Here is a 23,267-nt window from a genome sequence, read left to right as displayed (position 1 = left end):
GAAGTGGGCGCACGGTTTCGGCAAATCCGGGCAAATCTGATCCTGCCAGAATCTGGCAGCAGCAAGCCTGTATAAGCTTACCGCATGTCCCGTTCCGAACGCCTTCTCGACCTTCTCCAGGTATTGCGCCGCCACCGCCGGCCGGTCAGTGGCGAGGTGCTGGCTGACGAGATCGGCGTCAGTATCCGCACACTCTATCGGGATATCGCCAGCCTTCAGGCCCAAGGCGCAGCGATCGAGGGCGAACCGGGTGTCGGTTATATTTTGAAACCCGGATTTCTCCTGCCGCCGCTGATGTTTCCGCCGGAGGAGATCGAAGCGCTCGTCCTTGGCTCCCGATGGGTGGCGGATAGAGGGGACGATCATTTGCGCGATGCGGCGCGAAATGCGCTGGCGCGGATTGCCGCCGTGCTGCCGCCCGAACTGCGCGACGCACTGGATGCATCCGCCCTCCTGGTGGGGCCTGGGGTCAAACTCCCTGTCGACCAGGTCGATCCGGCGCTTCTGCGCAAGGCGATCCGCACCGAACGCAAGCTTTTGATCTCCTATAGCGACGGGGCCGGCGTGGCATCGGAGCGTGTGGTGTGGCCGTTCGCGCTGGCTTTTTTCGACCAGGTGCGCCTCCTTCTCGGCTGGTGCGAACTCCGCCAGGATTTCCGCTCGTTTCGCACGGATCGAATTGTTCATGCGCAGGTGCTCGACGCACGGTATCCCAAGCGCAGGCAGGCGCTGCTGAAACAATGGCGGGAGATCCAGGGAATATCGCATCGTGACGCATGATACTGCCAGAAATTGGCAGTGTCTGGTCATAAGCTTCTACTGTCCAACGAACAACAGGAGCGCCTTATGACCGCCAGCAACAGCATTCTTCTCTACGTGACCGATGCCCCGACAAGCGCCCGCTTCTACACCAGCCTGCTCGGGAAGGAGCCCGTGGAGGCGAGCGCGACCTTCGCCATGTTCATCTTGCCCTCCGGCCTGGGGCTCGGTCTCTGGGGCAAAGCGGGCGTGGAGCCCGCGCCGGCAGCAGCGGGCGGCGGCTGCGACATAGGTTTTAAGGTCGCGACATCAGACATCGTCGATGCGACCCACGCCGATTGGCGGGCCAAGGGCGCTGATATCGTCATGGCGCCGACCGATCTCGATTTCGGCCGAAGCTTTGTCGCCGCCGATCCCGATGGGCATCGCCTGCGCGTCTACACCGTGACCGAGGAGGGTTGAGCCATGGCCAGAGCCTGGATCGCCGTCGCTTCCGCAGAGCATGTCCGCATCGGCCGTCAAGCCGGCTTCATGCAGGTCTGTCACGGCAAGGCATCACCCCTCAGGCGCATCACGCCTGGGGATCGCGTGATCTACTACTCGCCCACCGTCGTCTTTGGCGGCAAGGACCGCCTGCAGGCTTTCACCGCGATCGGCGCGGCTCGTGACGGCGCGCCATACCAGGTGGAGATGGAAAGCGGTTTCAGGCCCTGGCGTCGCGATGTCGATTGGCAGCCGGCAGAGGAAACCCCGATCCAGCCCCTGCTTGACCGGCTGGCCTTCACACGGGTCGGCCCCAATTGGGGCTATCAGCTTCGCTTCGGTTTGTTCGGCATCAGTGATGAGGATGCCGACATGATCGCGGAAGCGATGAGCTGCTCCACTGCAAACGCCATGCTGCGAGCAGTCGCGGCTTGAGCGCGACCTCTCTTGAGATCTGCAATTGACGAGCCCCCGGATTTTTTCCGGGGGTTTCTTTTGCTCGCAGCGCCGATCTCGGGATGATCGCCGAGCCGCCTGCTGCCCCGCATTTCCGTTAATCGGAATCGATTCAAGGATAAAATTATTCAGCAATTCCAAGTGCTACGGTGTCCTTTTCGCGTCTTTTCAGACGCACGGCGCTGCAATCCAAAATTCCTGTGATATAAGCAAAGTTCCGGCGAGAATCGGCCTTTCTGCAGCCGGTCTCTTCGCCTTGTTTTCATTGCGATATCGGCGGTCCGGCTGCATGGTCCTGTTCTCAGAATTGCTCCCCATCCCGGCCCCCGGAATTTCCCAGCACGCTGACGGTTAGCCATGGAAAAAAGCCTCGCCCGCTACATCTGGAAGAACACGCGGCTGCAGCAGCTGTGGATTCTGGCTGTCGTCGCCGCCTCGATGGTGCCCTATTTCCTGTCTTTCGACCTGCCGAAGCAGATCGTTAACGGACCGATCCAGGGCGACGGTTTCGAAGGTCCAGGCGCAAGGCAGACCTTCATGCACATCGCCTACGACATTCCGCTGATCGGCCATGTCGAATTTTTTCAAGGCTTGCAGCTCAACCGTTTCCAGATGCTGATGGCCCTCAGCCTGGTGTTCCTTGCGCTGGTGGTGCTGAACGGCCTCTTCAAGTTCTATATCAACACCTATAAGGGCCGGCTCGGCGAGCGCATGCTGCGCCGTATCCGCTTCGAACTGATCGACCGGGTCTTACGTTTTCCGCCTATCCACTTCAAGCGGGTGAAATCGGCCGAGATCGCCACGATGATCAAGGACGAGGTGGAGCCGATGGGCGGCTTCACCGGTGATGCCTTCGTCTCGCCTGCCCTTCTCGGCGGCCAGGCGATCACCGCCCTCGCCTTCATCATCGTCCAGAATTTCTGGCTCGGCATGATCGCCGCCGGCATCGTCGGCGTGCAGGCCGTCGTCATTCCCCGCATGCGCAAGCGCCTGCTGGACCTTGGCCGCCAGCGGCAGCTGACGGCGCGTGAGCTTTCCGGCCGTGTCGGCGAAATCGTCGACGGCATCGGCACGATCCACGGCAACGACACCTCCAACCTCGAGCGCGCCGACATTGCCTCGCGGCTCGGCCGGATCTTTTCGATCCGTTACGACCTTTACCAGTGGAAGTTCCTGGTGAAGTTCATCAACAACTTCCTTGCCCAGGTGACACCCTTCCTGTTCTACGCGATCGGCGGTTATCTGGCGCTGCAGGGCCGGCTCGACATCGGCCAGCTCGTCGCCGTCATATCAGCCTACAAGGACCTGCCCGGGCCATTGAAGGAGCTGATCGACTGGGACCAGATGCGCCAGGACGTGCAGGTGAAGTACCAGCAGGTCTACGAGCAGTTCAACGTCGAGCCGCTGATCGACAGCCGCATCCAGGAGCTGGCCACCGCCCCCGTCGGCGCGCTAACGAGTGCGCTCGTCGTCACCAATCTCTCACTCTCCGACGACAGCGGCGCCCGCCTCGTCGACCACGTCTCCGTCGAGATCAAGCCGAACGAGACGGTAGCGATCGTCGGCCCGAACGGCAGCGGCGCGGAAGCCTTCGCCGAAGCGCTCGGCCGCATGGTCTGGCCCGATTCCGGCCGCATCACTATCGACGGCCGCGACCTGCTGGATCTGCCGGAATCAATCACCGGCCGGCGGATCTCCTATGCCTCGGCCGATACCTTCTTCTTCCACGGCACGCTCGCCAGCAATCTGCTTTACGGCCTCAAACACGCGCCGATGACCGATCCCGTCTACGACGAGAAGGAAGCGCTCGAATATAAATGGCATTCCGTCGAGGCAGTGAAGGCCGGCAATCCGACGCTCGATCTCAACAGCGATTGGGTGGATTACCAGGCGGCCGGCGCCAGCGGGCCGGAGGATTTGCTGAAAGCCATCCGGCCGGTGCTCGACGCCGTGCTGATCTCGCAGGACATCCTCGACCTGGCGCTGCGCTCGACCGTCAATACCCACGTGCATGTTGCAGTCAGCGACCATGTCGTCGCCCTGCGCGCTTCGCTGAGAGACCGGCTGCGCGACGAAGGGCTCGACGGCATCGTCGTGCCATTCGACTTCGACGCCTATAACGCCCAGGCAACGGTCGGCGAAAACCTGCTCTTCGGCACCATGAAGCGGCCGCTGATGACCAATCGCCGGCTTGCCGCCCATCCCTATTTCCAGCAGCTGTTCCGCGAGACGGGCTTGAGCACCGATCTCTACGCCATGGGCCTGGAGATTGCAGAGAACGCCGTCGAACTCTTCCACGACCTGCCGCCGGACCATCCGTTCTTCCAGCAACTGACGTTCATGACGGCGGACGACATTCCGACCTACCAGGCGCTGCTGCAGAAGCTGCAAAGCCGCCGCTTCGAGGACGCCACACCCGAGGAACGCTCGGCCATCATCCGGCTGAGCTTTGCCTATATCGAACCCCGTCACCGCTTCGGTCTGCTGACCGACGAGCTGATGGACAAGATCGTCAGCGCCCGCAAGCAGTTCCACGAGCATATCCCGGCCGATCTCGGCGAGCTGATCGAGCGCTACGACGCCGAGCGTTTCACCCCGTCGGCAAGCCTGATGGACAATGTGCTCTTCGGCCGCATCGCCTACCAGCAGGCCGACGCCTCCGATCGCATCCGCGCCATCATGGGCGAACTCTTCGACGCGCTCGATCTTTATGACGATGTCCTGTCGATCGGGCTGGAATTCGACGTCGGCTCCGGCGGCAAGCGGCTGACCATGGTGCAGCGGCAGAAGCTCAACCTGGCCCGTGCGCTGCTGAAACGCTCGGACTATTTCATCTTCAACCGGCCGCTGTCGGCGCTCGACCAGCGCGTTCAGGACCAGATTACCCGCAACATCGTCCAGGACCTGCACGAGGAAGGCAAGCGGCCGTCGATCATCTGGGTGCTCTCCAATGCGCGCCTTGCCGAGATGTTCGACCGGATCCTGCTCTTCGACCGCGGCGGCTTGGCCGAAGCCGGAAACTATCCCGAACTTTCCGAGAAAAACGGGATGTTCAAGGAACTGTTATCGTAATATTCTATAGGGGCGGCGATGGTAGGCGTTCCCGGGGGGACGCCAGGAATTGAAGGCGCCAGGTTCCAAGAACCCTGCGTCAGGGGATTGAAACGCTCATGCTGTTGAGAGACGAAGTGGAAATGCTGAGGCGCGTGCCAATCTTTTCAAGGATCGCGCCAGCCAAGCTCAAGCTTTTGGCCTTCACCTCCGACCGCATGACCTACAAGGCCGGACAGAACCTCTTCCATCAGGGCGATGTGGGCGACGCCGCCTATGTCATCCTCTCCGGTACCGCCGATATCATCGTCTCCTCGCCGGCCGGCGAGATCAAGGTCGCCGATGTCGAACTCAATTCCATCGTCGGCGAAATCGCCATCCTCTGCGATGTCTCGCGCACGGCAACGGTGCGCGCCACCTCGCCGCTCGAGGTGCTGCGCATCAGCAAGGAACACTTCCTGAAGCTGCTCAGCGACTTCCCCGAAATGGCCGTTGAAATCATGCGCGTGCTCGCCGACCGCCTGAACCACACCACCGCGGAACTGACGGCGGCCCGAGCTGCGAAGCAGCCGCAAATGGCGCAATAAGATTGCAGATCAAGATTTCGGTGGCCATTTTTGCGTGCCGTGGACCACGGCACAATATTTCCACATGTTTGAGTTTTTGGCGGACACGATAGACCACGAAAAACGATGTGCTTGAAATGACCAGTTCGCGCGCCATCTTCTTCAACAACTTCGTGCGGAATCCAGACCGCCTTCGGATCAGCTCCCCTACCCTCCCGTCATGCTCAGGCTTGCCCCAAGATCTGCAACCTGCGCAACAGGCACAGGCCATGTTGCCCGATTCGCGACGAGGATCCGCCCCGCGGCCGAGCGCGTTGGCAAAGGCGCGCACCTGCGCCGGATTGAAATCACGCTCTCATTCATTTCCATCTCATCCCACCCTTGCCTAAGCGGGCTTTGCTTTCGCAAGCGGCCCCGGCGACTGTTCGGGTTCAATGGAACGGCGGACGGAGACCTGGGCTTTCCCACGGGCTTGGTGTCCCAAAGGGTGCAACGGTCTTCCATCCGCCACTGCAATAGGCAGTACTACGCCAATAGCGGGTAAAGGGAAGCTACAAAGGTGCCGGCAGGCCGATGAGGGGCTGGCGACCCGGCGGAGTAGCCTACTAAGGTCAGCCGAAGTGACGCAGATATGCGCTATGCGAAGAGGCCTTCGATGAAAGCGGCAATCTCTGCCCGTAACGGAGATCCAGCTGTCAGCGCGTCGGTACGGTAAAAATCGTGCTGCTTGCCGGCATAGGATTTCCAACGCTTGGGAACAATGTTGTTCCAGCTTTCAGGCGGCCGATATGGATCGAGTTCTCCCCAGGCTACCATTGTGGGTATATGCAATGGAGACGTTTCGAAGCGCAATCTGGTTGATGACACGCAGATCAGGGCCTGAAGCTCCAGCCCCTCTTTGACCGCATTCCACAAAGCAGTTCCACCGGCGCTAAAACCGATCCCCAAGCACGTGCGTCCGTCCATCTCGCGAAGTGCCCGAACCGCATGCCGCATGCCGTCTTCGTTGAAAAGATGGTGGTGAAGCTCGTCTCCGCGCAGACCGGCGCGACCGCTCAGGTCGGCCAGCTGTAGTCAGCGGTGCTCAGGGCACCCAACATCCAAGAGTTCGGCGAAAGTTTCGGGAAAGCCGTGGATATCGCTCACGACCAACAAGTGCTTCATCAATTTGGCGGCGCCGCTCTTCGATACCATAGAGAATGAGGCAGCACGCCGGACTTTCCGGCGTGCTGCTGCAGTTTACACTATTCGCGCTGTTCCAGTGCCCTGCTGAAGGCGAGTGCGGCCAGCGTGCAAATGGCGCCGGAGAGCAGGTAGTAGCCGACGAAGGTCAGGCCGAAGCGGCTGGAGAGGCTGAGCGCTACCAGCGGCGCGAAGCCGGCGCCGATCAGCCAGGCGAGGTCCGAGGTGAAGGCAGCGCCGGTGTAGCGATAGCCGCGGCCGAAGCGCGAGGAGATCGAGCCGGTCGCCTGGCCGAAGGACAGGCCGAGCACGCCGAAGCCGATGATGACGAAGGCGTCATGGCCGCTGTTGCCCGACGCAATCAGGATCGGCCCGACGAAGCTGAAGACGGCGATGATGACCGCGCAGATGGCAAGCTGGGCGCGCCGGCCGATGCGGTCGGCGATCAGGCCCGACGCGACGATGGCGACGATGCCGACCATGGCGCCGACCACCTGCACCACCATGAAGGCGCCGATCGGCTGGTTGCCGTAAAGGCTCATCCAGCCGAGCGGGAAAATGGTGACGAGGTGGAACATGGCGAAACTGGCGAGCGGCACGAAGGCGCCGATCAGGATGTCGCGGCCGTGAACGCGCAGAACGTCGAGGATCGGTGCGGCTTCGAGCTCGTGCTGTTCGAGCAGCGTGCCGAATTCCTTGGTCATGACCAGGCGCAGACGCGCAAACAGCGCCACGACGTTGATCGCGAAGGCGACGAAGAACGGATAACGCCAGCCCCAGGAGAGGAAATCCTCGCTGGAAAGATTGGCGACGAAATAACCGAACAGCGTGCTTGCCAGCGCAAAGCCGATCGGCGCGCCGAGCTGCGGGATCATCGCATACCAGCCGCGGTGATTGGCCGGCGCATTGAGCGCCAGCAGCGAGGCAAGACCGTCCCAGGCGCCGCCGAGCGCAAAACCCTGGCCGAGACGGAAGAGCGCCAAGAGCGCGATCGACCAGACGCCGATCTCCTCGTAACCCGGCAGGAAGGCGATCGAGGCCGTCGAGCCGCCGAGCAGGAAGAGCGCGATGGTCAGTTTGGTGCCGCGCCCGTACATCCGGTCAATCGTCATGAAGACGACGGAGCCGACGGGACGAGCGAGGAAGGCGAGCGAGAAGATGGCGAAGGAATAGAGCGTGCCCGTCAGCCGGTCGGGCGCAAATGGGAAGACGAGCTGTGGAAAGACCAGGACGGAGGCGAGGCCGTAGACGAAGAAATCGAAGAATTCCGACATGCGGCCGATGACCACGCCGATGGCGATGCTGCCTGGCGAAACCGGTTTGTCGTCGTGAATACGCCGCGCGTCGCGTTCCAGCGACGATGACGACGGTCCGTAATGCGATGTTGTTGCCATAAACGCCTCCTCGTTAAGGCGCTTCCGGCAAGGCGCCCCAAGCGTGATCTTGATCAAACCCGCAGGCTTATCAAGTCCGCAAGACTGAAATAGTTGATCATCGCGGCGCAAATGAAGCGTGGATGGGAAAAATTTGCGTGATCCGGACGGTGATTTCCCCTGCAAATGCTGGCCTGGCCGGTTCTTGCGGATATATTGAGTTGAAACATGCGCTGGCGAAAGAATCCTTCTGGATTTCCTCAGGATTTCAACGCTATAGGACAACGGCATTTACGCCGCAGTGCGGCATGCTTGCTGCACTGCGACCAAACACCTCATGTCGCGATCTGGTTCAGTGCTTTAGTCGCGGAACAAACGAAACAACAAGAGCTTAGAGACGTGCCAAAACTCATGAAGTTTTCCCGCCTTCTATCCGTCTTGCCGCTGCTTTTCCTGGCAGGATGCAACATGGTGGTCATGGCGCCGTCCGGCGACATCGCCGTGCAACAGCGTGATCTCATCGTCATCTCGACGGTGCTGATGCTTCTGATCATCATCCCGGTGATCTTCCTGACGCTGCTCTTCGCCTGGCGCTACCGCCACTCCAACACGGCCGCAACCTATGCGCCGGAATGGCACCATTCGACCCGCCTCGAAATCGTCATCTGGGCTGCGCCCCTGGCGATCATCATCGCGCTCGGCGCCGTCACCTGGATTTCCACCCATAAGCTCGATCCCTACCGCCCGCTCGACCGCCTCGATGCGGTGCGCGCCATCCCGGCCGATACCAAGCCGCTGACCGTCGAGGTCGTGGCGCTCGACTGGAAGTGGCTGTTCTTCTATCCCGAACTCGGCATCGCCACCGTCAACGAGCTCGCCGCGCCCGTGGATATGCCGATCAATTTCAAGATTACCGCCTCCTCGGTGATGAACTCCTTCTATATCCCCGCCCTTGCCGGCCAGATCTACGCCATGCCGGGCATGGAGACCAAGCTGCACGCGGTCATCAACAAAGAGGGCGAGTATGAGGGCTTCTCCGCCAATTACAGCGGCTCGGGTTTCTCGCATATGCGCTTCAAGTTCCACGGCCTCACCCGCGAAGGCTTCGACGCCTGGGTGGCCAAGGTCAAGCAGCAGGGCACCATGCTTAACCGCGACGCCTATCTGAAGCTCGAAAAGCCGAGCGAGAAGGAGCCGGTGCGCTATTATGCCGGCGCCGATGCCGATCTCTACGAGGCCATCCTCAACATGTGCGCCACGCCGGGCAAGATGTGCATGAACGAGATGATGCACATCGACATGACGGGCGGCGGCGGCAAGGAAAGTGCCGAGAATCACGACAAGCTGCAATATGACAATCGCCATGCCGACGAAGGCATCGTGGCGCCTGCCGCCACCGTGCCGGCGACGGGTGCTCCGGCGCGCAGCGAACCGGCCAACACAAGCGATGGCAACAGCATGCAGCACGACATGCCCGGCATGCAGGGCATGGACAGCACGCCCGGTGCGGGCATGCGGCATGACGGCCATTCCATGCCCGGCATGAACAACGGCGCCGATCCGGCGCCGGCGCAGCTCAACAACAACAATTAACCTGGCGCTTTGCGTCGCAAGACATAATGAACGGGTTGTTCCATGTTTTCCAATCCTGACCTCCTGAAGTTCGTCTTCGGCCGGTTGACCCTCGATGCCATCCCCTATCACGAGCCGATCCTGGTCGTGACCTTCATCGGCGTTGTCATCGGCGGTCTCGCCGTGCTCGGCGCCATCACCTATTTCAAGTTCTGGGGCCCGCTCTGGAACGACTGGATCTGCAGCGTCGATCACAAGAAGATCGGCATCATGTATGTGATCCTCGCCGTCATCATGCTGTTGCGCGGCTTCTCCGACGCCATCCTGATGCGCATCCAGCAGGCGATCGCCTTCAACGGCTCCGGAGGCTACCTGCCGCCGCACCATTACGACCAGGTGTTCACCGCCCACGGCGTCATCATGATCTTCTTCGTGGCGATGCCCTTCGTCACCGGCCTGATGAACTTCGTTGTGCCGCTGCAGATCGGCGCGCGCGACGTCTCGTTCCCGTTCCTCAACAATTTCTCCTTCTGGATGACCACCGCCGGCGCGATCATCATCATGCTGTCGCTGTTCATCGGCGAATTCGCCCAGACCGGCTGGCTCGCCTATCCGCCGCTATCGGGCGCCGCCTACAGTCCGGGTGTCGGCGTCGATTATTATATCTGGGGCCTGCAGGTGGCCGGTGTCGGCACGACGCTGTCGGGCATCAACCTGATCGCCACCATCGTCAAGATGCGCGCGCCGGGCATGACCTTCATGAAGATGCCTGTTTTCACCTGGACGGCGCTTTGCACCAACGTGCTGATCGTCGCCTCCTTCCCGATCCTGACTGCAACGCTTGCCCTGTTGTCGCTCGACCGCTATGCCGGCACGAACTTCTTCACCAATGATCTCGGCGGCAACCCGATGATGTACATCAACCTCATCTGGATCTGGGGCCATCCGGAGGTCTACATCCTGGTGCTGCCGGCCTTCGGCATATTCTCCGAAGTCGTCGCCACCTTCTCCGGCAAACGCCTCTTCGGCTACGCCTCGATGGTCTACGCCACCTGCGTGATCATGATCCTGTCCTACATCGTCTGGTTGCACCACTTCTTCACGATGGGATCGGGTGCTTCCGTCAACTCCTTCTTCGGCATCACCACGATGATCATCTCGATCCCGACGGGCGCGAAGATCTTCAACTGGCTGTTCACCATGTATCGCGGCCGCATCCGCTACGAGGTGCCGATGCTGTGGACGGTCGGCTTCATGGTGACCTTCGTCATCGGCGGCATGACCGGCGTAATGCTTGCCGTGCCGCCGGCCGACTTCGTGCTGCACAATTCGCTGTTCCTCATCGCCCATTTCCACAACGTCATCATCGGCGGCGTTCTGTTCGGCATGTTCGCCGGCGTGAACTACTGGTTCCCGAAGGCCTTCGGCTTCAAGCTCGACCCCTTCTGGGGCAAGCTGAGCTTCTGGTTCTGGCAGATCGGCTTCTGGTTCGCCTTCATGCCGCTCTATGTGCTTGGCCTGATGGGCGTCACCCGCCGCATGAGCCAGTTCGAGGATCCGTCGCTGCAGATCTGGTTCATCATCGCCGCCTTCGGCGTCGGTCTGATCGCGTTGGGGATCGCCGCCTTCCTGATCCAGATCGTCGTCAGCTTCATGAAGCGCGATGAACTGCGTGACGATACGGGCGATCCCTGGGACGGCCGCACGCTGGAATGGTCGACCGCCTCGCCGCCGCCGGATTACAACTTCGCCTTCACGCCCGTCGTCCATGACCATGACAGCTGGTACGACATGAAGAACCGTGGTTATGCGCGTCCGCTGGAAGGCTTCCGGCCGATCCATATGCCGAAGAATACCGGCACCGGCGCCATCCTCTCGGGCATCAGCGTCGCGCTGGCCTTCGGCCTGATCTGGTATATGTGGTGGCTGGTCGTCGTCTCCTTCATCGGTCTGCTGGTCGTGGCGATCGGCCATACCTTCAACTACCGACGCGACTTCCACATCCCCGCCGAAGAGGTGACCGAAACGGAAGGCAAGCGCACCGCCCTGCTTGCCGAGCAGGTGTAATGACCATGAGCGATCAGACCATCGACACATCAGAAAAGCCTGAATTCTACCTGACGGAAGATCATCATCCGGAGAACAGCACCAATCTCGGCTTCTGGCTCTACCTGATGAGCGACTGCCTGATTTTTGCGGTGCTGTTTGCCACCCACGGCGTGCTCGGTCGCAATTATGCCGCCGGCCCGTCGCCGGCCGATCTCTTCGATCTGCCGATCGTCGCCCTGAACACCTCGATGCTGCTGCTCTCCTCGATCACCTACGGCTTCGCCATGCTGCAGATGGAGCGCAACGCCAAGGCGGAAACGCTGTTCTGGCTTGCTGTCACCGGTCTGTTCGGCGCGGCCTTCATCGGGCTTGAGCTTTATGAGTTCATCCACCTGATCCACGAAGGCGCCGGGCCGACGCGCAGCGCCTTCCTCTCCTCCTTCTTCACCCTGGTCGGCACGCATGGGCTGCACGTTACCTTCGGGATCATCTGGCTGATCACGCTGATGGTGCAGGTGTCGATGCACGGGCTGGTCGAAGCCAACCGCCGTCGGCTGATGTGCCTTTCGATGTTCTGGCACTTCCTCGACGTCGTCTGGATCGGCGTCTTTTCCTTCGTCTATCTCCTGGGAGTTCTCGGATGAGTTCGCAAGCACCCGCACATGAGGATGCCCACGAGGCCCACCACGGCCACAGCCACGGCCATCAGGCCGGCCACGGCACCTTCCGCAGCTATATGGCGGGCTTCGCCCTCTCCGTCGTCCTGACCGCCATTCCTTTCTGGCTCGTCATGGCAGGCGTGTTCGCCAGCCCGCTGGTGACGGCGGTGCTCGTCATGGCCATCGGCGCCATCCAGATCGTCGTCCATATGGTCTTCTTCCTGCACATGAACCCGCGCAGCGAGGGCGGCTGGACAATGATGGCGCTGATCTTCACCATCATCATCGTCGCCATCGCGCTCTCCGGTTCCCTCTGGGTCATGCATCATCTCAACACAAATATGATGCCGATGAGCCCCGAGATGATGAAGAACATGCCGTGATGTTCACGGAGCGCCGGCGGCAGCGCCGCCGGCATCGGTTCAGCCCATGAGCGTGGCTCCTTCGGACCAACCTGAAAGACGGCCTTCCCAGGCAAAACGGGCAATCTTCTGCGTCTGCCTGGTGCTGCTTGCCGCAGCCCTCGCAGCGCTCGGCACCTGGCAGGTGCAACGCCTCTCTTGGAAGCGCGACCTTATCGCCCGCGTCGATCAGCGTGTGCATGCGGCACCGGTTCCGGCGCCGGGGCAGGCCGATTGGGATAAGGTCAATGCCGCCGAGGACGAGTATCGGCGGGTGAGTGCGACCGGGACATTGGCAAACGATAAGGAGACGCTGGTCTATGCGTCGACCGCGCTCGGCCCGGGTTATTGGGTGATGACGCCGCTGACCCTTTCCGACGGCACTGCCATTCTCGTCAATCGCGGCTTCGTACCGATGGACAGACGCGATCCGGCCACGCGCCGCGCGGGCGAATTGTCAGGCCCGATCGAGATTACCGGTCTGATCAGGATGACCGAACCGAAGGGATCGCTGTTGCAATCCAACGATGCCGCGGCCGACCGCTGGTATTCGCGCGATGTCGCGGCGATCGCTGAAAAGCGCGGCGTCGGCGCGGTCGCGCCCTATTTCATCGATGCCGATGCAACCTCCAATCCGGGCGGTCTGCCCGTCGGCGGCCTGACCGTCATCCATTTCCCCAACAACCATCTCGTCTATGCGATCACCTGGTACGGGCTGGCGACGATGGCGGTCGCCTTGCTGGTATTTATCCTTCGCGGCGAGATCGGAAGAGGCCGCCGCCAATAGTCAGAGCTCCGGCACGCGGTTGCGCCGGGCGCTTGCGCGCAACCGGATTAACACCGTGTAAAGCGATGTCCGATACTGCTTACCGGAACAGAATATTTAGAAGCTGCCCATGAACCGGCCGGATTACATTCCCAGTCTCGATGGCCTGCGCGGTATCGCCGCGCTGCTGGTCGTTCTGGCGCATGTCGGACTTATCTTTCCAACTGCATCCGCGCATTTGACCACCATGGGCAGCGAAGCGGTCGGCCTGTTTTTTGCCCTCAGCGGCTTTCTGATGGCCCATCTCTACGGTTCGCGCCCGGTGACCAAGGAAAACGTCCTGGATTTTCTGGTCAGCCGCTTTGCCCGCATCTATCCGGTTTATCTGGCTGCCGTTCTGCTTGTGGCGATACTGTCCGGCATGCAGAATCTAGACTTCGTCCAACCGATCACCGGCGGCATCGACTTTATCCGCCATGTCCTTCTTCTGGGCTCGAGTGGCGTTTTCTGGTCAATTCCACCCGAAATTCAATTCTATCTGCTCTTCCCGATCCTGTGGCTTTGCTTGGCCCGCCCGCAGCGCTACCGCGGGATGATCGTCGGCTTCACGGTGGTCGTCGTCGTCGATGGTCTGCTCGACTTGCCGGGGCCGGGAATCATGCTCCTTTCCAAGCTCCCCTATTTTCTTTTCGGCGCCCTTACCGGGAAGATGCATTCCTACGGGGATAATTGGACGCCATCCGCCCTCACCGGAATTTTCACGCTCTTTCTTCTGGCGGCGTTCTTCACGTACAGGCATCTCGTACTTGGTTTTTCCCCCGAATTCTGGAGCCTGCAAAGCGCCTTCGCCGCAGCCGTCATTGTCGCGCTCGTTGCTCGACAACCTCCCATCGCAGTCCATGTCCTGGCAGCTGCACCTATGCGGTTTCTAGGCACGATCAGCTTCTCACTCTATCTTTTCCACGTGCCGATAATGTTCCTCGTGCATCGGAGTTTTGAATCTCTGATGCCGGAAGCGTCGCTGATCGCGGTCGCGCTTGTCATCGCCGTGGGAGGAGCATGGTTCCTGCACGAGACGATAGAAGTCCCAGGCCGACGCCTGCTCGTCGGCCTATGGCAGCATCATCGGTGGCGCGTCACCGGACGCGACATTCCGGCTGAGCGGATCGAACAGGCGATCCTCGACCTGCAAGAGACCGAGAAGCGCCTGCTGAGCAGCGCGCCGGCAGACACAGCGGTTGAACTCCAGGAGGGAGCCGACCACGACGGGGATAGAGGCGACCAGAAGCGTCGCGCATAGCACAGCCGCTCTAGCTTTTTTCGCTTTTCGCAACTCCCGGACGGAAAACCGCTTCACACTTTTCTGGAACTGCTAAGAAGCGACCCGGCTGATCGCGTCGGCGAGCTGCGCCTGCGAGAAGGGCTTGCCGAGGCGGGGCAGATTTGCAATGCGCGTGCCTTCCGGGAGCTCGGCGTAACCCGTTGCGAGAATGATCGGCATCTCCGGCCATTCCTCGCGTATCACCTCGGCAAGCTCCGCACCCGTCATACGCGGCATGGCGTGGTCGCAAATCACCAGATCGACCGGCTGCTTGCGCATGATTTCAAGCGCCTCGGGACCTGCCATCGCCTCGAACACGGTGTGACCGAGATCCTCCAGCATCAGCGTCGTATTCATCAGGACCAGACCATCGTCATCGACGGCGACGATGCGCAGCCCGCGTGGCGTATTTTCCGCACGTTGCGCCGGGTCGGCGGTGACCTCGGCCGCTTGCTCGAGCGTGACGACCGGGAACCACAATTCAGCTGTCGTGCCTTCGCCGAGGCGGCTCTTCAGCATCAGGCGGCCTCCGGACTGGGAGGCAAGACCCTGCACCATGGAAAGGCCGAGACCGGTGCCCTTGCCAACACCCTTCGTGGTGAAGAACGGCGTAATTGCCTGCTCCATCGTCTTTGCATCCATGCCCTCGCCATCATCGATCACCGCGATGCGGACATAGCGGCCGGACGGCAGCGGCCCCTTGCCCGGCGGCACTGATTCCTCGGCCGCGCGAAGCAATATCCGCCCGCCGGACGGCATGGCGTCGCGGGCGTTGACGACGAGATTGAGGATTGCCATCTCCAGCTGGTTCGGATCGGTAAGGATCGTCGGCAGCCGGATAGGGAAGGAGGTCTCGATCCTGGTGAGGGGGCCGAGCGAACGGCTCAGCATATCCATCATGCCGCGCACCAGGCCGGAGACGTCGATCGGCTCCATATGCAGTTCCTGCCGGCGGGAAAACGCCAGCATGCGTTGCGTCAACGCCGCGCCGCGCTGGGCACCCTGCATGGCATTGTCGACAAGCGATGTCAGCGACAGATCCTGCGGCATGCGTTTCTTCAGGATTTCCAGACTGCCGAGCACGGCCATCAGCAGATTGTTGAAATCATGGGCGATACCGCCGGTCAATTGGCCGATCGCCTCCATCTTCTGCGACTGGAACAGCTCTTCGCGTGCCTGCTCCAGCGCCCGTTGAGTCTCCATCTTCTCGGTGATATCGCGGGTGATCTTTGCGAAACCAAGAACCTGGCCGTCATCGTCGCGGATGGCGTCGATGACGATACTCGCCCAGAAACGAGTGCCATCCTTGCGCACGCGCCAGCCTTCCCTCTCGAACCGCCCTTCGGCGCGGGCGATGCCCAGCGCGGTCTGCGGCACGCCGGCGGCGCGGTCCTCTGGGGTATAGAAGGTCGAGAAATGCCGGCCGATGATTTCATCAGGCCGGTAACCCTTGATCCGCTCGGCGCCGAAATTCCAGCTGCTGACATTGCCGTCGGGATCGAGCATATAAATCGCATAGTCGGAGACGCCCTGGACCAGCCGGCGGAACTGTTCCTCGCTCTGGCGGATTGCGTTTTCAGCGGCCCGGCGTTCCGTCAAATCACGCGTGATCTTGGCAAAACCGATAAGTTCGCCGGAGGGACGGCGGATCGGATCGACGATCACATGGGCCCAGAAGCGGCTGCCGTCCTTGCGCTGGCGCCAGCCCTCCCCTTCGAACCGCCCTTGCTCCCTCGCGGTGGTGAGCGCGCGCTCCGGAATGCCCGCGGCGCGGTCCTCTTCCGAATAGAAACGGGAAAAATGCTCGCCGAGAATTTCGGAAGGCTTGTAACCTTTAAAACGCTGAGCCCCGGTATTCCAGCTGGTGATGATGCCTTCGGGGCTGAGCATGTAGATGGCGTAGTCGGTGATGGCATCGACCAAAAGGCGAAAGCGTCCCTCGTCGTTAAGAGACGGGTCTTGTCGATTCAGCGCTTCCATCAGCCCCTCTTGATCACCAGCGCTGTATAACGCGGCGGCGGCCGGATGGTTCCGAAGCGGCTTCAATTTTCAGACCGCCTTGACCTGTGGATAGAACCGTTCACCGACCCGCTCGGCAGCGGCATAGGCCTGCGAGACGATTTCCGGCACGAGATCGATATCGGGCAAGCTGCCAAGGCCGAGCGGGCCGATGGCAAAAAGCCCGGCGATTGCCGAGCCGTCCTCGAAAAAAGGCTCGCCGCGCGCGTTCACCGCCAGCCCGAGCGAGAGCTCGTCCGGCATGGCAAGGCCGGCGGAAAACAGACTCTGGATCAGCGGCGCCGAAAGATCCGGCGCCTGACAGCGGCAATCAATGATGCGCTCGGCATGGATGATCTCCTCGGCGGAGGAACCGGCCGGCGTGAAAAATAGGCCGCTCAGGCCTCGGCGGCCGGCCCGCCCGCGGCGCAGCACCGTGCGGCCTTCGGCAAGCTCGCGTTTCAGGCGCAAGTGCATCGCCTCCGGCAGGCGGTTGCGATGGCTGTCGTAGATTGCCCGCAAATGCCGGTTGAACTGGTGCTTGTCGCGGGCCGGCAACGATCGCCAAAGCGAGCGGGCATGTTTCCTTAGGCCGTTCATCACAGATTGCCAGCTACGACCCTCTTCTTCAGCCTCGCGGCAGGCCTGGCGGATGAAGCGGACGATGTCGGGAAGGCTCTCGGGCAGCGCTTCGGCCGGAAACACCGGATCGGCTGAATTCGGCGTATGGCTCTGAGGCAGGAAGCCGCGCCGGGAAATGATCGTCACCTGGCCGGCATAACCGGAATCGCGCAGCTGCAGCAGCTGGTCGACGACGCGGATGCCGCTGCCGAGCAGCACTGCATGTGGCCGTGCCACGAGGCGCTGGGCCCTGACCGGCGAAGCCTGCCGCTCCCCGGCATCGGGATCGTTCAGTCCGTAGCCGGTTGCAAGGATCACCGTATCGAATAGCGGATTGGCAGGATTGGCGCTCTCGAGCAGGAAGCGGTTGCCATGGCTCCTGCGGATTGCCACGACCGGATCGTTGCAGACTTGGACGGTAATGTCCCTGCGCGCGGCAAGCGCTTCCGAGAAACGCTGATAGACGTAATCGCTGAAGATTTCCTTCGGCACGAAGATCTGCCGGAAACCGGGGATGGCGGCCGGCACCGCGGCGCGGAAGGCGGCATTGCTGCAGAGCCAGTCGTTGAAATCGTCATTGTCGCCGACTGACACCGAGAGATCGCGCACGCGGGTGTTGAGGATTGTCGAGGCCCGCGCTGACGCCAGCGCCTGCCCGCCGCTGACCGACGAATTCGGATCGAACAGCTGCAAATGGAAAGGCGCGCGCAGCGTTTTCATCAAGGCGATGGCCGCCATCATGCCGGAAAAGCCGCGGCCGACGATCGCGATACGCGGCACGGCCGATATCTGTGCCGCCGCATTGGCTCTGGCGGAAAAAAGTCCCTGAACCGTCATCGCAACTCCTTTGCGGCTTCATCCGCACCGTGTGTCGATCGAGGTTTCAACGCATAAAAGCGGATCATGCGTTGATGAGGTTCATGCGGCCGTTTAAGAACATCTGCCGCAGCATCGAGGTCCGAGCCGGAGGCCTCGACAGTGCCCGAGCGGAGCAATCACGCTCGGTCTATAGTCTATTAAACTAGTCGTGTATCAAAGCGCTAAATCTCGCGCATGGCAAGAGCTTTCTTGCCGTGGCGATTCAAGCCATTGAAAGATAACGGGATTTAGAAGCATCGAGGCGTTTTTTCGGCTTCAGCCGCCCTCGCCCGGATATTGCTTAGCCTTTAGAAGGCCCGCCAGATGTGCCGTATTGCGGGCCAGCATATCGACGGCTTTGGTCACTACTTTCGGGACCTTGTCGAGATCGACGAAATTGGTGGAGCCCATCGCTTCGCCGACCCAGTAGGCGACGGCATTGGCCGGTATGGTGAAGCCGACGTCGTTCAGCGCCTGGTAGATCTCGGCCGACACATGATGGGCGCCGTCCTCGTTGCCGACGACGGCGACGGCCGCGACCCTGCCGTAAGAGGCCATGCGGCCCTGATCGTCGGTCTCGTCGAGGAAGGCGTCCATGCGTTCCAGCGCCCGTTTGCAGATGCTGGAAGGCTGGCCGAGCCAGATCGGCGTCGCCATGATCAGGATATCGGCGGCGAGCACCCTGGCGCGAATATCAGGCCAGTCATCGCCTTTGCCCTCATCCGATGTGACGCCAGGCTTGACGTTGAAATCGGCAAGCCGCAGCACCTCCGTCTTGACGTCATAGGCCCACAGCGCCTTGTCGATGAGGCCGATCATCCGGTCGGTCGAAGACGGCTCCTTGGCATCGCTGGATTTCAAAGTTGCATTGAGAGCGAGGGCTTTCAGCGGCATGATCTCTCTCCGGAAATGATTGCCTGACGGGGTTGTCTGCCGCAACCCACCCGCGCGCCGATTGTTCCCTTCGGGATGCGAGGGGACCTCACGTAAAAATAACCAGTTGGTGAATTCTTTACTTGAACCCCCAAATGGAATCGGCAAAAGTGAAGGTGCTATCAATCCTTTCATGGATTTGCCGTCTTTTCGGGCCAGCGTCCGATCACACATCTATTGGAAAAAATACCGTGAGCAGCGATGCGTTAATACGCGCGACGAAGCCTTCGGCTTCGATGGCGCTTGCAACTGCGGCAGGCTGGGGCCGAGGCCTCTTCACATTGGTGCGCATCACCATGATGGCCTTCCGTCACCCCTGGCAATCGGGCTTTGCGATCGGCGCCACGCTTGTTGCCTCCACCTTCCAGCTGATGATCCCCCGCCTTCTCGGCCAGGCGGTCGACCACACGCAGATGGCGATGAGCGGCGGCGCGGCCGGCCAGGTGGCGCAGGACGCGCTTTTGACCACGGCGCTGCTCCTGCTCGGCGCCAGCGTGCTGCGCGGCCTCTTCACCATGATCCAGAACTATTACAGCGAGGCCGTCGGCCATCACATCGGCTACGAATTGCGGCTGGCCTGTTACGAAAAGATCCAGCGGCTATCCTTCAGCTTCCACGACACCGTGCATTCCGGCGACCTGATCACCATCGGCCTGCTCGATCTCGAAGGTGTGCGCATGTATTTTTCCACGGCGCTCGTCCGGATGATCCTGCTGTCGATCCTGATCGGCATCGGCGCCTATATGCTGCTGTCGACCGATATCGTGCTCGGCCTGCTGGCGCTCTCCTTCGTGCCCTTTGTCGGCTGGCGCTCCTCGGTGACGCAGCTCAGGCTGCGCGCCACCTGGCTCGACCTGCAGGAGCGGTTGTCGGTGCTGACCCGCATCATGGAAGAAAACCTCGGCGGCATCCGCGTCGTGCGAGCCTTTGCCGCGCAGGACCACGAAATGTCGAAATTCGAGGCGGCGTCGAAAAACGCGCTGGCGCTCGCCCATCAGCGCGTCGGCATCCGTGTAACCAATACCAGCGCCATGACCTTTTCCTTTTTCGCGGCGATGGGCCTGGTGCTCTTCGTCGGCGGCGGCAAGGTGATGTCGGGCGAGATCACCGTCGGCACGCTTGCCTCCTTTCTGACCTTCATGACCATTTTGCAGATGCCGGTGCGTCAGCTCGGCCTGATGGTCAATGCTTTCGCCCGCGCTTCCACCTGCGGCACACGCCTCTTCAACCTGCTCGACCTCGACATCGCGATCAAGGATGCGCCGGATGCCAGGGATTTGGCGGTGACCGACGGCGTGCTGCGCTTCGAGAATGTCAGCTTCGCCTATCCCGGTTCGGAAAAGCGCACCGTGCTCCACGATGTCTCCTTCGAAGCCAGGCGCGGCCAGACGATCGGCATCGTCGGGCCTCCGGGCAGCGGCAAGTCGACCATCGCCCATCTGATCCCGCGCTTCTACGACGTTAGCGGCGGCAAGATCATCATTGACGGCCAGGATATCCGCAAGGCGAAGCTGCAATCGCTGCGCCGGGCGGTTGCCGTCGTCCAGCAGGATTCCTTCCTCTTCACCACGACGATCGAAAACAATATCGCCTATGGCGACCCCTGGGCGAAGGAAGGCCGCATCGAACGCGCCAGCGAAAGCGCCCAGTTGCACAATTACGTGCTCGGCCTGCCCATCGGCTACGACACCGTCGTCGGCGAGCGCGGCGTTTCGCTGTCCGGCGGCCAGAGGCAGCGTCTTTCGATCGCCCGCGCGCTGATGCTGAAGCCGGCGGTAATGGTGTTCGACGATTCGACGGCGGCGATCGACGCGGCCACCGAACAGCGCATCCGCAGCGCCATGCGCCGCTATGCCGCCGACCGGGTGACGATCATCGTCGCCCATCGCCTGAGCTCGCTGATGCATGCCGATCAGATCCTGTTCGTCGAAGACGGCCGGATCGTCGAACGCGGAACGCATGCGGCGCTGCTGGCGCTTGGCGGACGCTACAAGGCGCTCTACGACCTGCAGGTGCGGCCGGGCGATGAGGTGTTGAGCGCATGACTCCCCTCTTCTCCCCATCGGGGAAAAGTGCCGAGCAAAGCGAGGCGATGAGGGGCGAGGAGCGATAGCGACGAGTGCGCCGAGCGGAAGCGAAGGGCAAATAAGGGCGCGCCGTGCGGCCCCCTCATCCGCCCTCCGGGCACCTTCTCCCCGCTGGGGAGAAGAGGAAAAGCAATGAGATGCAGGCCACCGACGTCATGGCCGCAGGAGGAATGAGATGGCCGAGGAACTGGAAACCGAGCGTCCCGACGTTCGCGAGGATGGACGTCGCCCGCCGCGGGCAGTCGTCGGTTCGCATCGCGTCGAGGAGGAGATGTTCGGCAAGGCCTTCGACGGCAATATCGTCAGGCGCATCTGGGCTTTTGTTCACCCCTATCGCCGCCAGGTCGCCTGGTCGGTCGTCGCCGTCCTGACCTTCACGATGATGCAGTTGCTGATCCCGCTGATCATCCGTTACGCCATCGATCACGGCATGTCGCCGGGCGGCAGCCCTTCGGCGCTGATCTGGTCGATCGCCGCCTTCGCCGTCGCCATATCAATCAATTATGCGGCAAGCTACGCGCAGGAGACGCTGGTCGGCGGCGTCGCGGAAGACGTGCTCTTCGATATACGCAGGGCGATGTTTTCGCATCTCCAGCGCGTCTCGCTCTCCTTCATGGACAAGACCGAGGTGGGCCGGCTGATGTCGCGCCTGCAGGGCGACGTCAATTCGATGCAGGAATTCCTCGAAACCTCGGTTCTCTCGGTCGGCGACATAGTGCTGCTCTTCGGCATCGTCTTCGTCATGCTCTATCTCGATTTCAAGCTGGGGCTGCTGACGCTCTCGGTGCTGCCGGTGCTGTTCATCGTCCGGCTGTTCTGGCTGCCGCTCGCCCGCAAGTCCTTTATGGCCGCGCACGAGACCAATTCGGTGGCCAATGGCGCGCTTGCCGAAGCCATCCACGGAGTGCGCGCCGTCCAGAGCATGGACCGGCAGGGCGTCAACTTCACGCTTTACGACGACAAGGCGCATGCGAACCTCAGGACGCATCTGACGGCGGCGCGTTATGCCCAGGTGATGGTGCCGATCGTCGACAGCCTGACCGGCGTGGCGATGGCGCTCGTCATCGTCGTCGGCGGCGCCCGCGTTCTCAACCAAGCGCTCGATGTCGGCGTGCTTGTCGCCTTCCTGTTCTATATCCAGCGCTTCTTCGACCCGATCCGTTCGCTGACCCTGCAATATTCGGTGATGCAGCGCGCCATGGCCTCCGGCCAGCGGCTGACCGAGGTGCTCGACGTGCCCGTCGATATAAAGGACGCGCCCGGCGCCAAGACCCTGTCGCGTGACATGGACGGCTCGGTGGAATTCAACGATGTCGTCTTCGGCTACAATCCGAAACATCCGGTGCTGAAACATGTGAGCTTCAAGGTCAATCCCGGCGAGACGGTGGCGCTGGTCGGGCCGACGGGCTCCGGCAAATCGAGCTGCATGTCGCTGATCCACCGCTTCTACGACGTGCAGCAGGGCCAGGTGCTGGTCGGCGGCCACGATGTGCGTGATCTGACGCAGGATTCGCTCGGAGCGCAGATCGCCATGGTGCTGCAGGAACCCTTTCTGTTCACCGGCACCGTCTTCGAAAACATCCGCTACCACAAGCTTGAGGCGACGCGCGAACAGGTGATTGAGGCGGCCAAGGCGGTCGGCGCCCATGAATTCATCATGCGCCTGCCCGATGGTTACGACAGCGTTCTCGGCGAACGCGGCGGCAATCTTTCGCTCGGCCAGCGCCAGCTTTTGAGTTTTGCCCGCGCGCTGGTGGCGGATGCCAAGATCCTGGTGCTCGACGAGGCAACGGCCAATATCGACAGCTATACCGAGATGCTGATCCAGAAGGCGCTGGTGAAGCTGCTCGAAAACCGCACCGGCCTCGTCATCGCCCATCGCCTGGCGACGATCCGCGAGGCCGACCGCATCATCGTGCTGCAGAACGGCGAAATCATCGAGAGCGGCGACCATCGCCAGCTGATGAAAAACAACAAGCTATACTCCAGGCTCTACAACCTCAATTACGCCTCTTTCGACGATATTCCCGAAGATGTCTTGGAGGAGACGACGGCGACGCAATCGGCAACCTGACGTGCGTTACCGACTGTCGCAAAGTTTGAACGAACAAACGCCTTGCTGCCGCATTTTC

General features: G+C 61.5%; 18 protein-coding genes. 13 read left to right on the top strand and 5 right to left on the bottom strand.

Going from position 1 to position 23,267, the window contains the following annotated elements; translation table 11 throughout:
• Window positions 1-84 precede the first annotated feature (84 nt).
• The 5 genes from OS035_RS11780 to OS035_RS11760 all read left to right on the top strand — a co-directional run bounded on the left by OS035_RS11780 (window position 85) and on the right by OS035_RS11760 (window position 5,336).
• A complete protein-coding gene (locus OS035_RS11780) occupies window positions 85-780 on the top strand; it encodes a helix-turn-helix transcriptional regulator (protein WP_222148611.1) in 696 nt (231 codons plus the stop codon).
• A gap of 66 nt (window positions 781-846) precedes the next feature.
• Window positions 847-1,221, top strand: a complete 375-nt coding sequence (locus OS035_RS11775) for a VOC family protein (protein ID WP_183777881.1) — start codon at window positions 847-849, stop codon at window positions 1,219-1,221.
• Window positions 1,222-1,224: 3 nt separating this feature from the next.
• The gene (locus OS035_RS11770; RefSeq protein ID WP_222148612.1) at window positions 1,225-1,677 is read left to right on the top strand and encodes an EVE domain-containing protein; all 453 of its coding nucleotides are present in this window, start codon (window positions 1,225-1,227) and stop codon (window positions 1,675-1,677) included.
• Between the two features lie 378 nt (window positions 1,678-2,055).
• Window positions 2,056-4,770 carry an ABC transporter ATP-binding protein gene (locus OS035_RS11765; RefSeq protein WP_183777879.1) on the top strand — a complete coding sequence of 905 codons (2,715 nt, stop codon included), beginning with the start codon at window positions 2,056-2,058 and terminating at the stop codon, window positions 4,768-4,770.
• Window positions 4,771-4,868: 98 nt separating this feature from the next.
• Window positions 4,869-5,336, top strand: coding sequence for a cyclic nucleotide-binding domain-containing protein (locus OS035_RS11760; RefSeq protein WP_003563501.1), 468 nt, complete (start codon window positions 4,869-4,871; stop codon window positions 5,334-5,336).
• A 615-nt stretch (window positions 5,337-5,951) separates the two neighbouring features.
• Here OS035_RS11760 and OS035_RS11755 read toward each other — a convergent pair.
• Window positions 5,952-6,311 (bottom strand): hypothetical protein, encoded by a 360-nt coding sequence (locus OS035_RS11755; RefSeq protein ID WP_331813715.1) that lies wholly within the window; start codon window positions 6,309-6,311, stop codon window positions 5,952-5,954.
• A 248-nt stretch (window positions 6,312-6,559) separates the two neighbouring features.
• On the bottom strand, window positions 6,560-7,891 hold the full coding sequence (locus tag OS035_RS11750) for an MFS transporter (RefSeq protein ID WP_183777877.1): 1,332 nt from the start codon (window positions 7,889-7,891) through the stop codon (window positions 6,560-6,562).
• Window positions 7,892-8,269: 378 nt separating this feature from the next.
• Here OS035_RS11750 and cyoA point away from each other — a divergent pair, with 378 nt between their 5' ends.
• From cyoA to OS035_RS11720, 6 genes are all read left to right on the top strand, one after another.
• The gene (gene cyoA, locus OS035_RS11745) at window positions 8,270-9,463 is read left to right on the top strand and encodes a ubiquinol oxidase subunit II (protein WP_183777876.1); all 1,194 of its coding nucleotides are present in this window, start codon (window positions 8,270-8,272) and stop codon (window positions 9,461-9,463) included.
• A gap of 42 nt (window positions 9,464-9,505) precedes the next feature.
• The gene (cyoB, locus tag OS035_RS11740; RefSeq protein ID WP_183777875.1) at window positions 9,506-11,509 is read left to right on the top strand and encodes a cytochrome o ubiquinol oxidase subunit I; all 2,004 of its coding nucleotides are present in this window, start codon (window positions 9,506-9,508) and stop codon (window positions 11,507-11,509) included.
• A gap of 5 nt (window positions 11,510-11,514) precedes the next feature.
• On the top strand, window positions 11,515-12,135 hold the full coding sequence (gene cyoC, locus OS035_RS11735) for a cytochrome o ubiquinol oxidase subunit III (RefSeq protein ID WP_097625753.1): 621 nt from the start codon (window positions 11,515-11,517) through the stop codon (window positions 12,133-12,135).
• A complete protein-coding gene (cyoD, locus tag OS035_RS11730) occupies window positions 12,132-12,533 on the top strand; it encodes a cytochrome o ubiquinol oxidase subunit IV (protein WP_183777874.1) in 402 nt (133 codons plus the stop codon). The genes cyoC and cyoD overlap by 4 nt, the downstream gene beginning before the upstream one ends.
• A gap of 46 nt (window positions 12,534-12,579) precedes the next feature.
• Window positions 12,580-13,338 (top strand): SURF1 family protein, encoded by a 759-nt coding sequence (locus OS035_RS11725; RefSeq protein WP_183777873.1) that lies wholly within the window; start codon window positions 12,580-12,582, stop codon window positions 13,336-13,338.
• Window positions 13,339-13,447: 109 nt separating this feature from the next.
• Window positions 13,448-14,617 carry an acyltransferase family protein gene (locus tag OS035_RS11720; RefSeq protein WP_183777872.1) on the top strand — a complete coding sequence of 390 codons (1,170 nt, stop codon included), beginning with the start codon at window positions 13,448-13,450 and terminating at the stop codon, window positions 14,615-14,617.
• A 72-nt stretch (window positions 14,618-14,689) separates the two neighbouring features.
• Here the strand turns inward: OS035_RS11720 and OS035_RS11715 are convergent, their stop codons facing one another.
• The 3 genes from OS035_RS11715 to OS035_RS11705 form a co-directional block, all read right to left on the bottom strand.
• Complete coding sequence (locus OS035_RS11715; protein WP_183777871.1) at window positions 14,690-16,618, bottom strand: hybrid sensor histidine kinase/response regulator; 1,929 nt, start codon at window positions 16,616-16,618, stop codon at window positions 14,690-14,692.
• Window positions 16,619-16,687: 69 nt separating this feature from the next.
• Complete coding sequence (locus OS035_RS11710; RefSeq protein WP_183777870.1) at window positions 16,688-18,094, bottom strand: FAD/NAD(P)-binding protein; 1,407 nt, start codon at window positions 18,092-18,094, stop codon at window positions 16,688-16,690.
• Between the two features lie 297 nt (window positions 18,095-18,391).
• Complete coding sequence (locus OS035_RS11705) at window positions 18,392-19,009, bottom strand: flavodoxin family protein (protein ID WP_183777869.1); 618 nt, start codon at window positions 19,007-19,009, stop codon at window positions 18,392-18,394.
• A 122-nt stretch (window positions 19,010-19,131) separates the two neighbouring features.
• On the opposite strand from OS035_RS11705, the gene OS035_RS11700 reads away from it, so the two are divergent.
• The gene (locus OS035_RS11700; protein WP_183777868.1) at window positions 19,132-21,093 is read left to right on the top strand and encodes an ABC transporter ATP-binding protein; all 1,962 of its coding nucleotides are present in this window, start codon (window positions 19,132-19,134) and stop codon (window positions 21,091-21,093) included.
• Window positions 21,094-21,310: 217 nt separating this feature from the next.
• Window positions 21,311-23,209 (top strand): ABC transporter ATP-binding protein, encoded by a 1,899-nt coding sequence (locus OS035_RS11695; RefSeq protein ID WP_331813714.1) that lies wholly within the window; start codon window positions 21,311-21,313, stop codon window positions 23,207-23,209.
• Window positions 23,210-23,267: the final 58 nt, after the last annotated feature.

It is taken from the genome of Rhizobium sp. 268, assembly GCF_036571585.1.
GTDB lineage: Bacteria > Pseudomonadota > Alphaproteobacteria > Rhizobiales > Rhizobiaceae > Rhizobium > Rhizobium redzepovicii.
This window is presented reverse-complemented; position numbering and strand designations above follow the sequence as displayed.

Coding starts and splice junctions, on each gene's coding strand:
- OS035_RS11780 (WP_222148611.1), top strand. CDS start 85: ATGTCCCGTTCCGAACGCCTTCTCGACCTTCTCCAGGTATTGCGCCGC.
- OS035_RS11775 (WP_183777881.1), top strand. CDS start 847: ATGACCGCCAGCAACAGCATTCTTCTCTACGTGACCGATGCCCCGACA.
- OS035_RS11770 (WP_222148612.1), top strand. CDS start 1,225: ATGGCCAGAGCCTGGATCGCCGTCGCTTCCGCAGAGCATGTCCGCATC.
- OS035_RS11765 (WP_183777879.1), top strand. CDS start 2,056: ATGGAAAAAAGCCTCGCCCGCTACATCTGGAAGAACACGCGGCTGCAG.
- OS035_RS11760 (WP_003563501.1), top strand. CDS start 4,869: ATGCTGTTGAGAGACGAAGTGGAAATGCTGAGGCGCGTGCCAATCTTT.
- OS035_RS11755 (WP_331813715.1), bottom strand. CDS start 6,311: ATGCGGCATGCGGTTCGGGCACTTCGCGAGATGGACGGACGCACGTGC.
- OS035_RS11750 (WP_183777877.1), bottom strand. CDS start 7,891: ATGGCAACAACATCGCATTACGGACCGTCGTCATCGTCGCTGGAACGC.
- cyoB (WP_183777875.1), top strand. CDS start 9,506: ATGTTTTCCAATCCTGACCTCCTGAAGTTCGTCTTCGGCCGGTTGACC.
- cyoC (WP_097625753.1), top strand. CDS start 11,515: ATGAGCGATCAGACCATCGACACATCAGAAAAGCCTGAATTCTACCTG.
- cyoD (WP_183777874.1), top strand. CDS start 12,132: ATGAGTTCGCAAGCACCCGCACATGAGGATGCCCACGAGGCCCACCAC.
- OS035_RS11725 (WP_183777873.1), top strand. CDS start 12,580: ATGAGCGTGGCTCCTTCGGACCAACCTGAAAGACGGCCTTCCCAGGCA.
- OS035_RS11720 (WP_183777872.1), top strand. CDS start 13,448: ATGAACCGGCCGGATTACATTCCCAGTCTCGATGGCCTGCGCGGTATC.
- OS035_RS11715 (WP_183777871.1), bottom strand. CDS start 16,618: ATGGAAGCGCTGAATCGACAAGACCCGTCTCTTAACGACGAGGGACGC.
- OS035_RS11710 (WP_183777870.1), bottom strand. CDS start 18,094: ATGACGGTTCAGGGACTTTTTTCCGCCAGAGCCAATGCGGCGGCACAG.
- OS035_RS11705 (WP_183777869.1), bottom strand. CDS start 19,009: ATGCCGCTGAAAGCCCTCGCTCTCAATGCAACTTTGAAATCCAGCGAT.
- OS035_RS11695 (WP_331813714.1), top strand. CDS start 21,311: ATGGCCGAGGAACTGGAAACCGAGCGTCCCGACGTTCGCGAGGATGGA.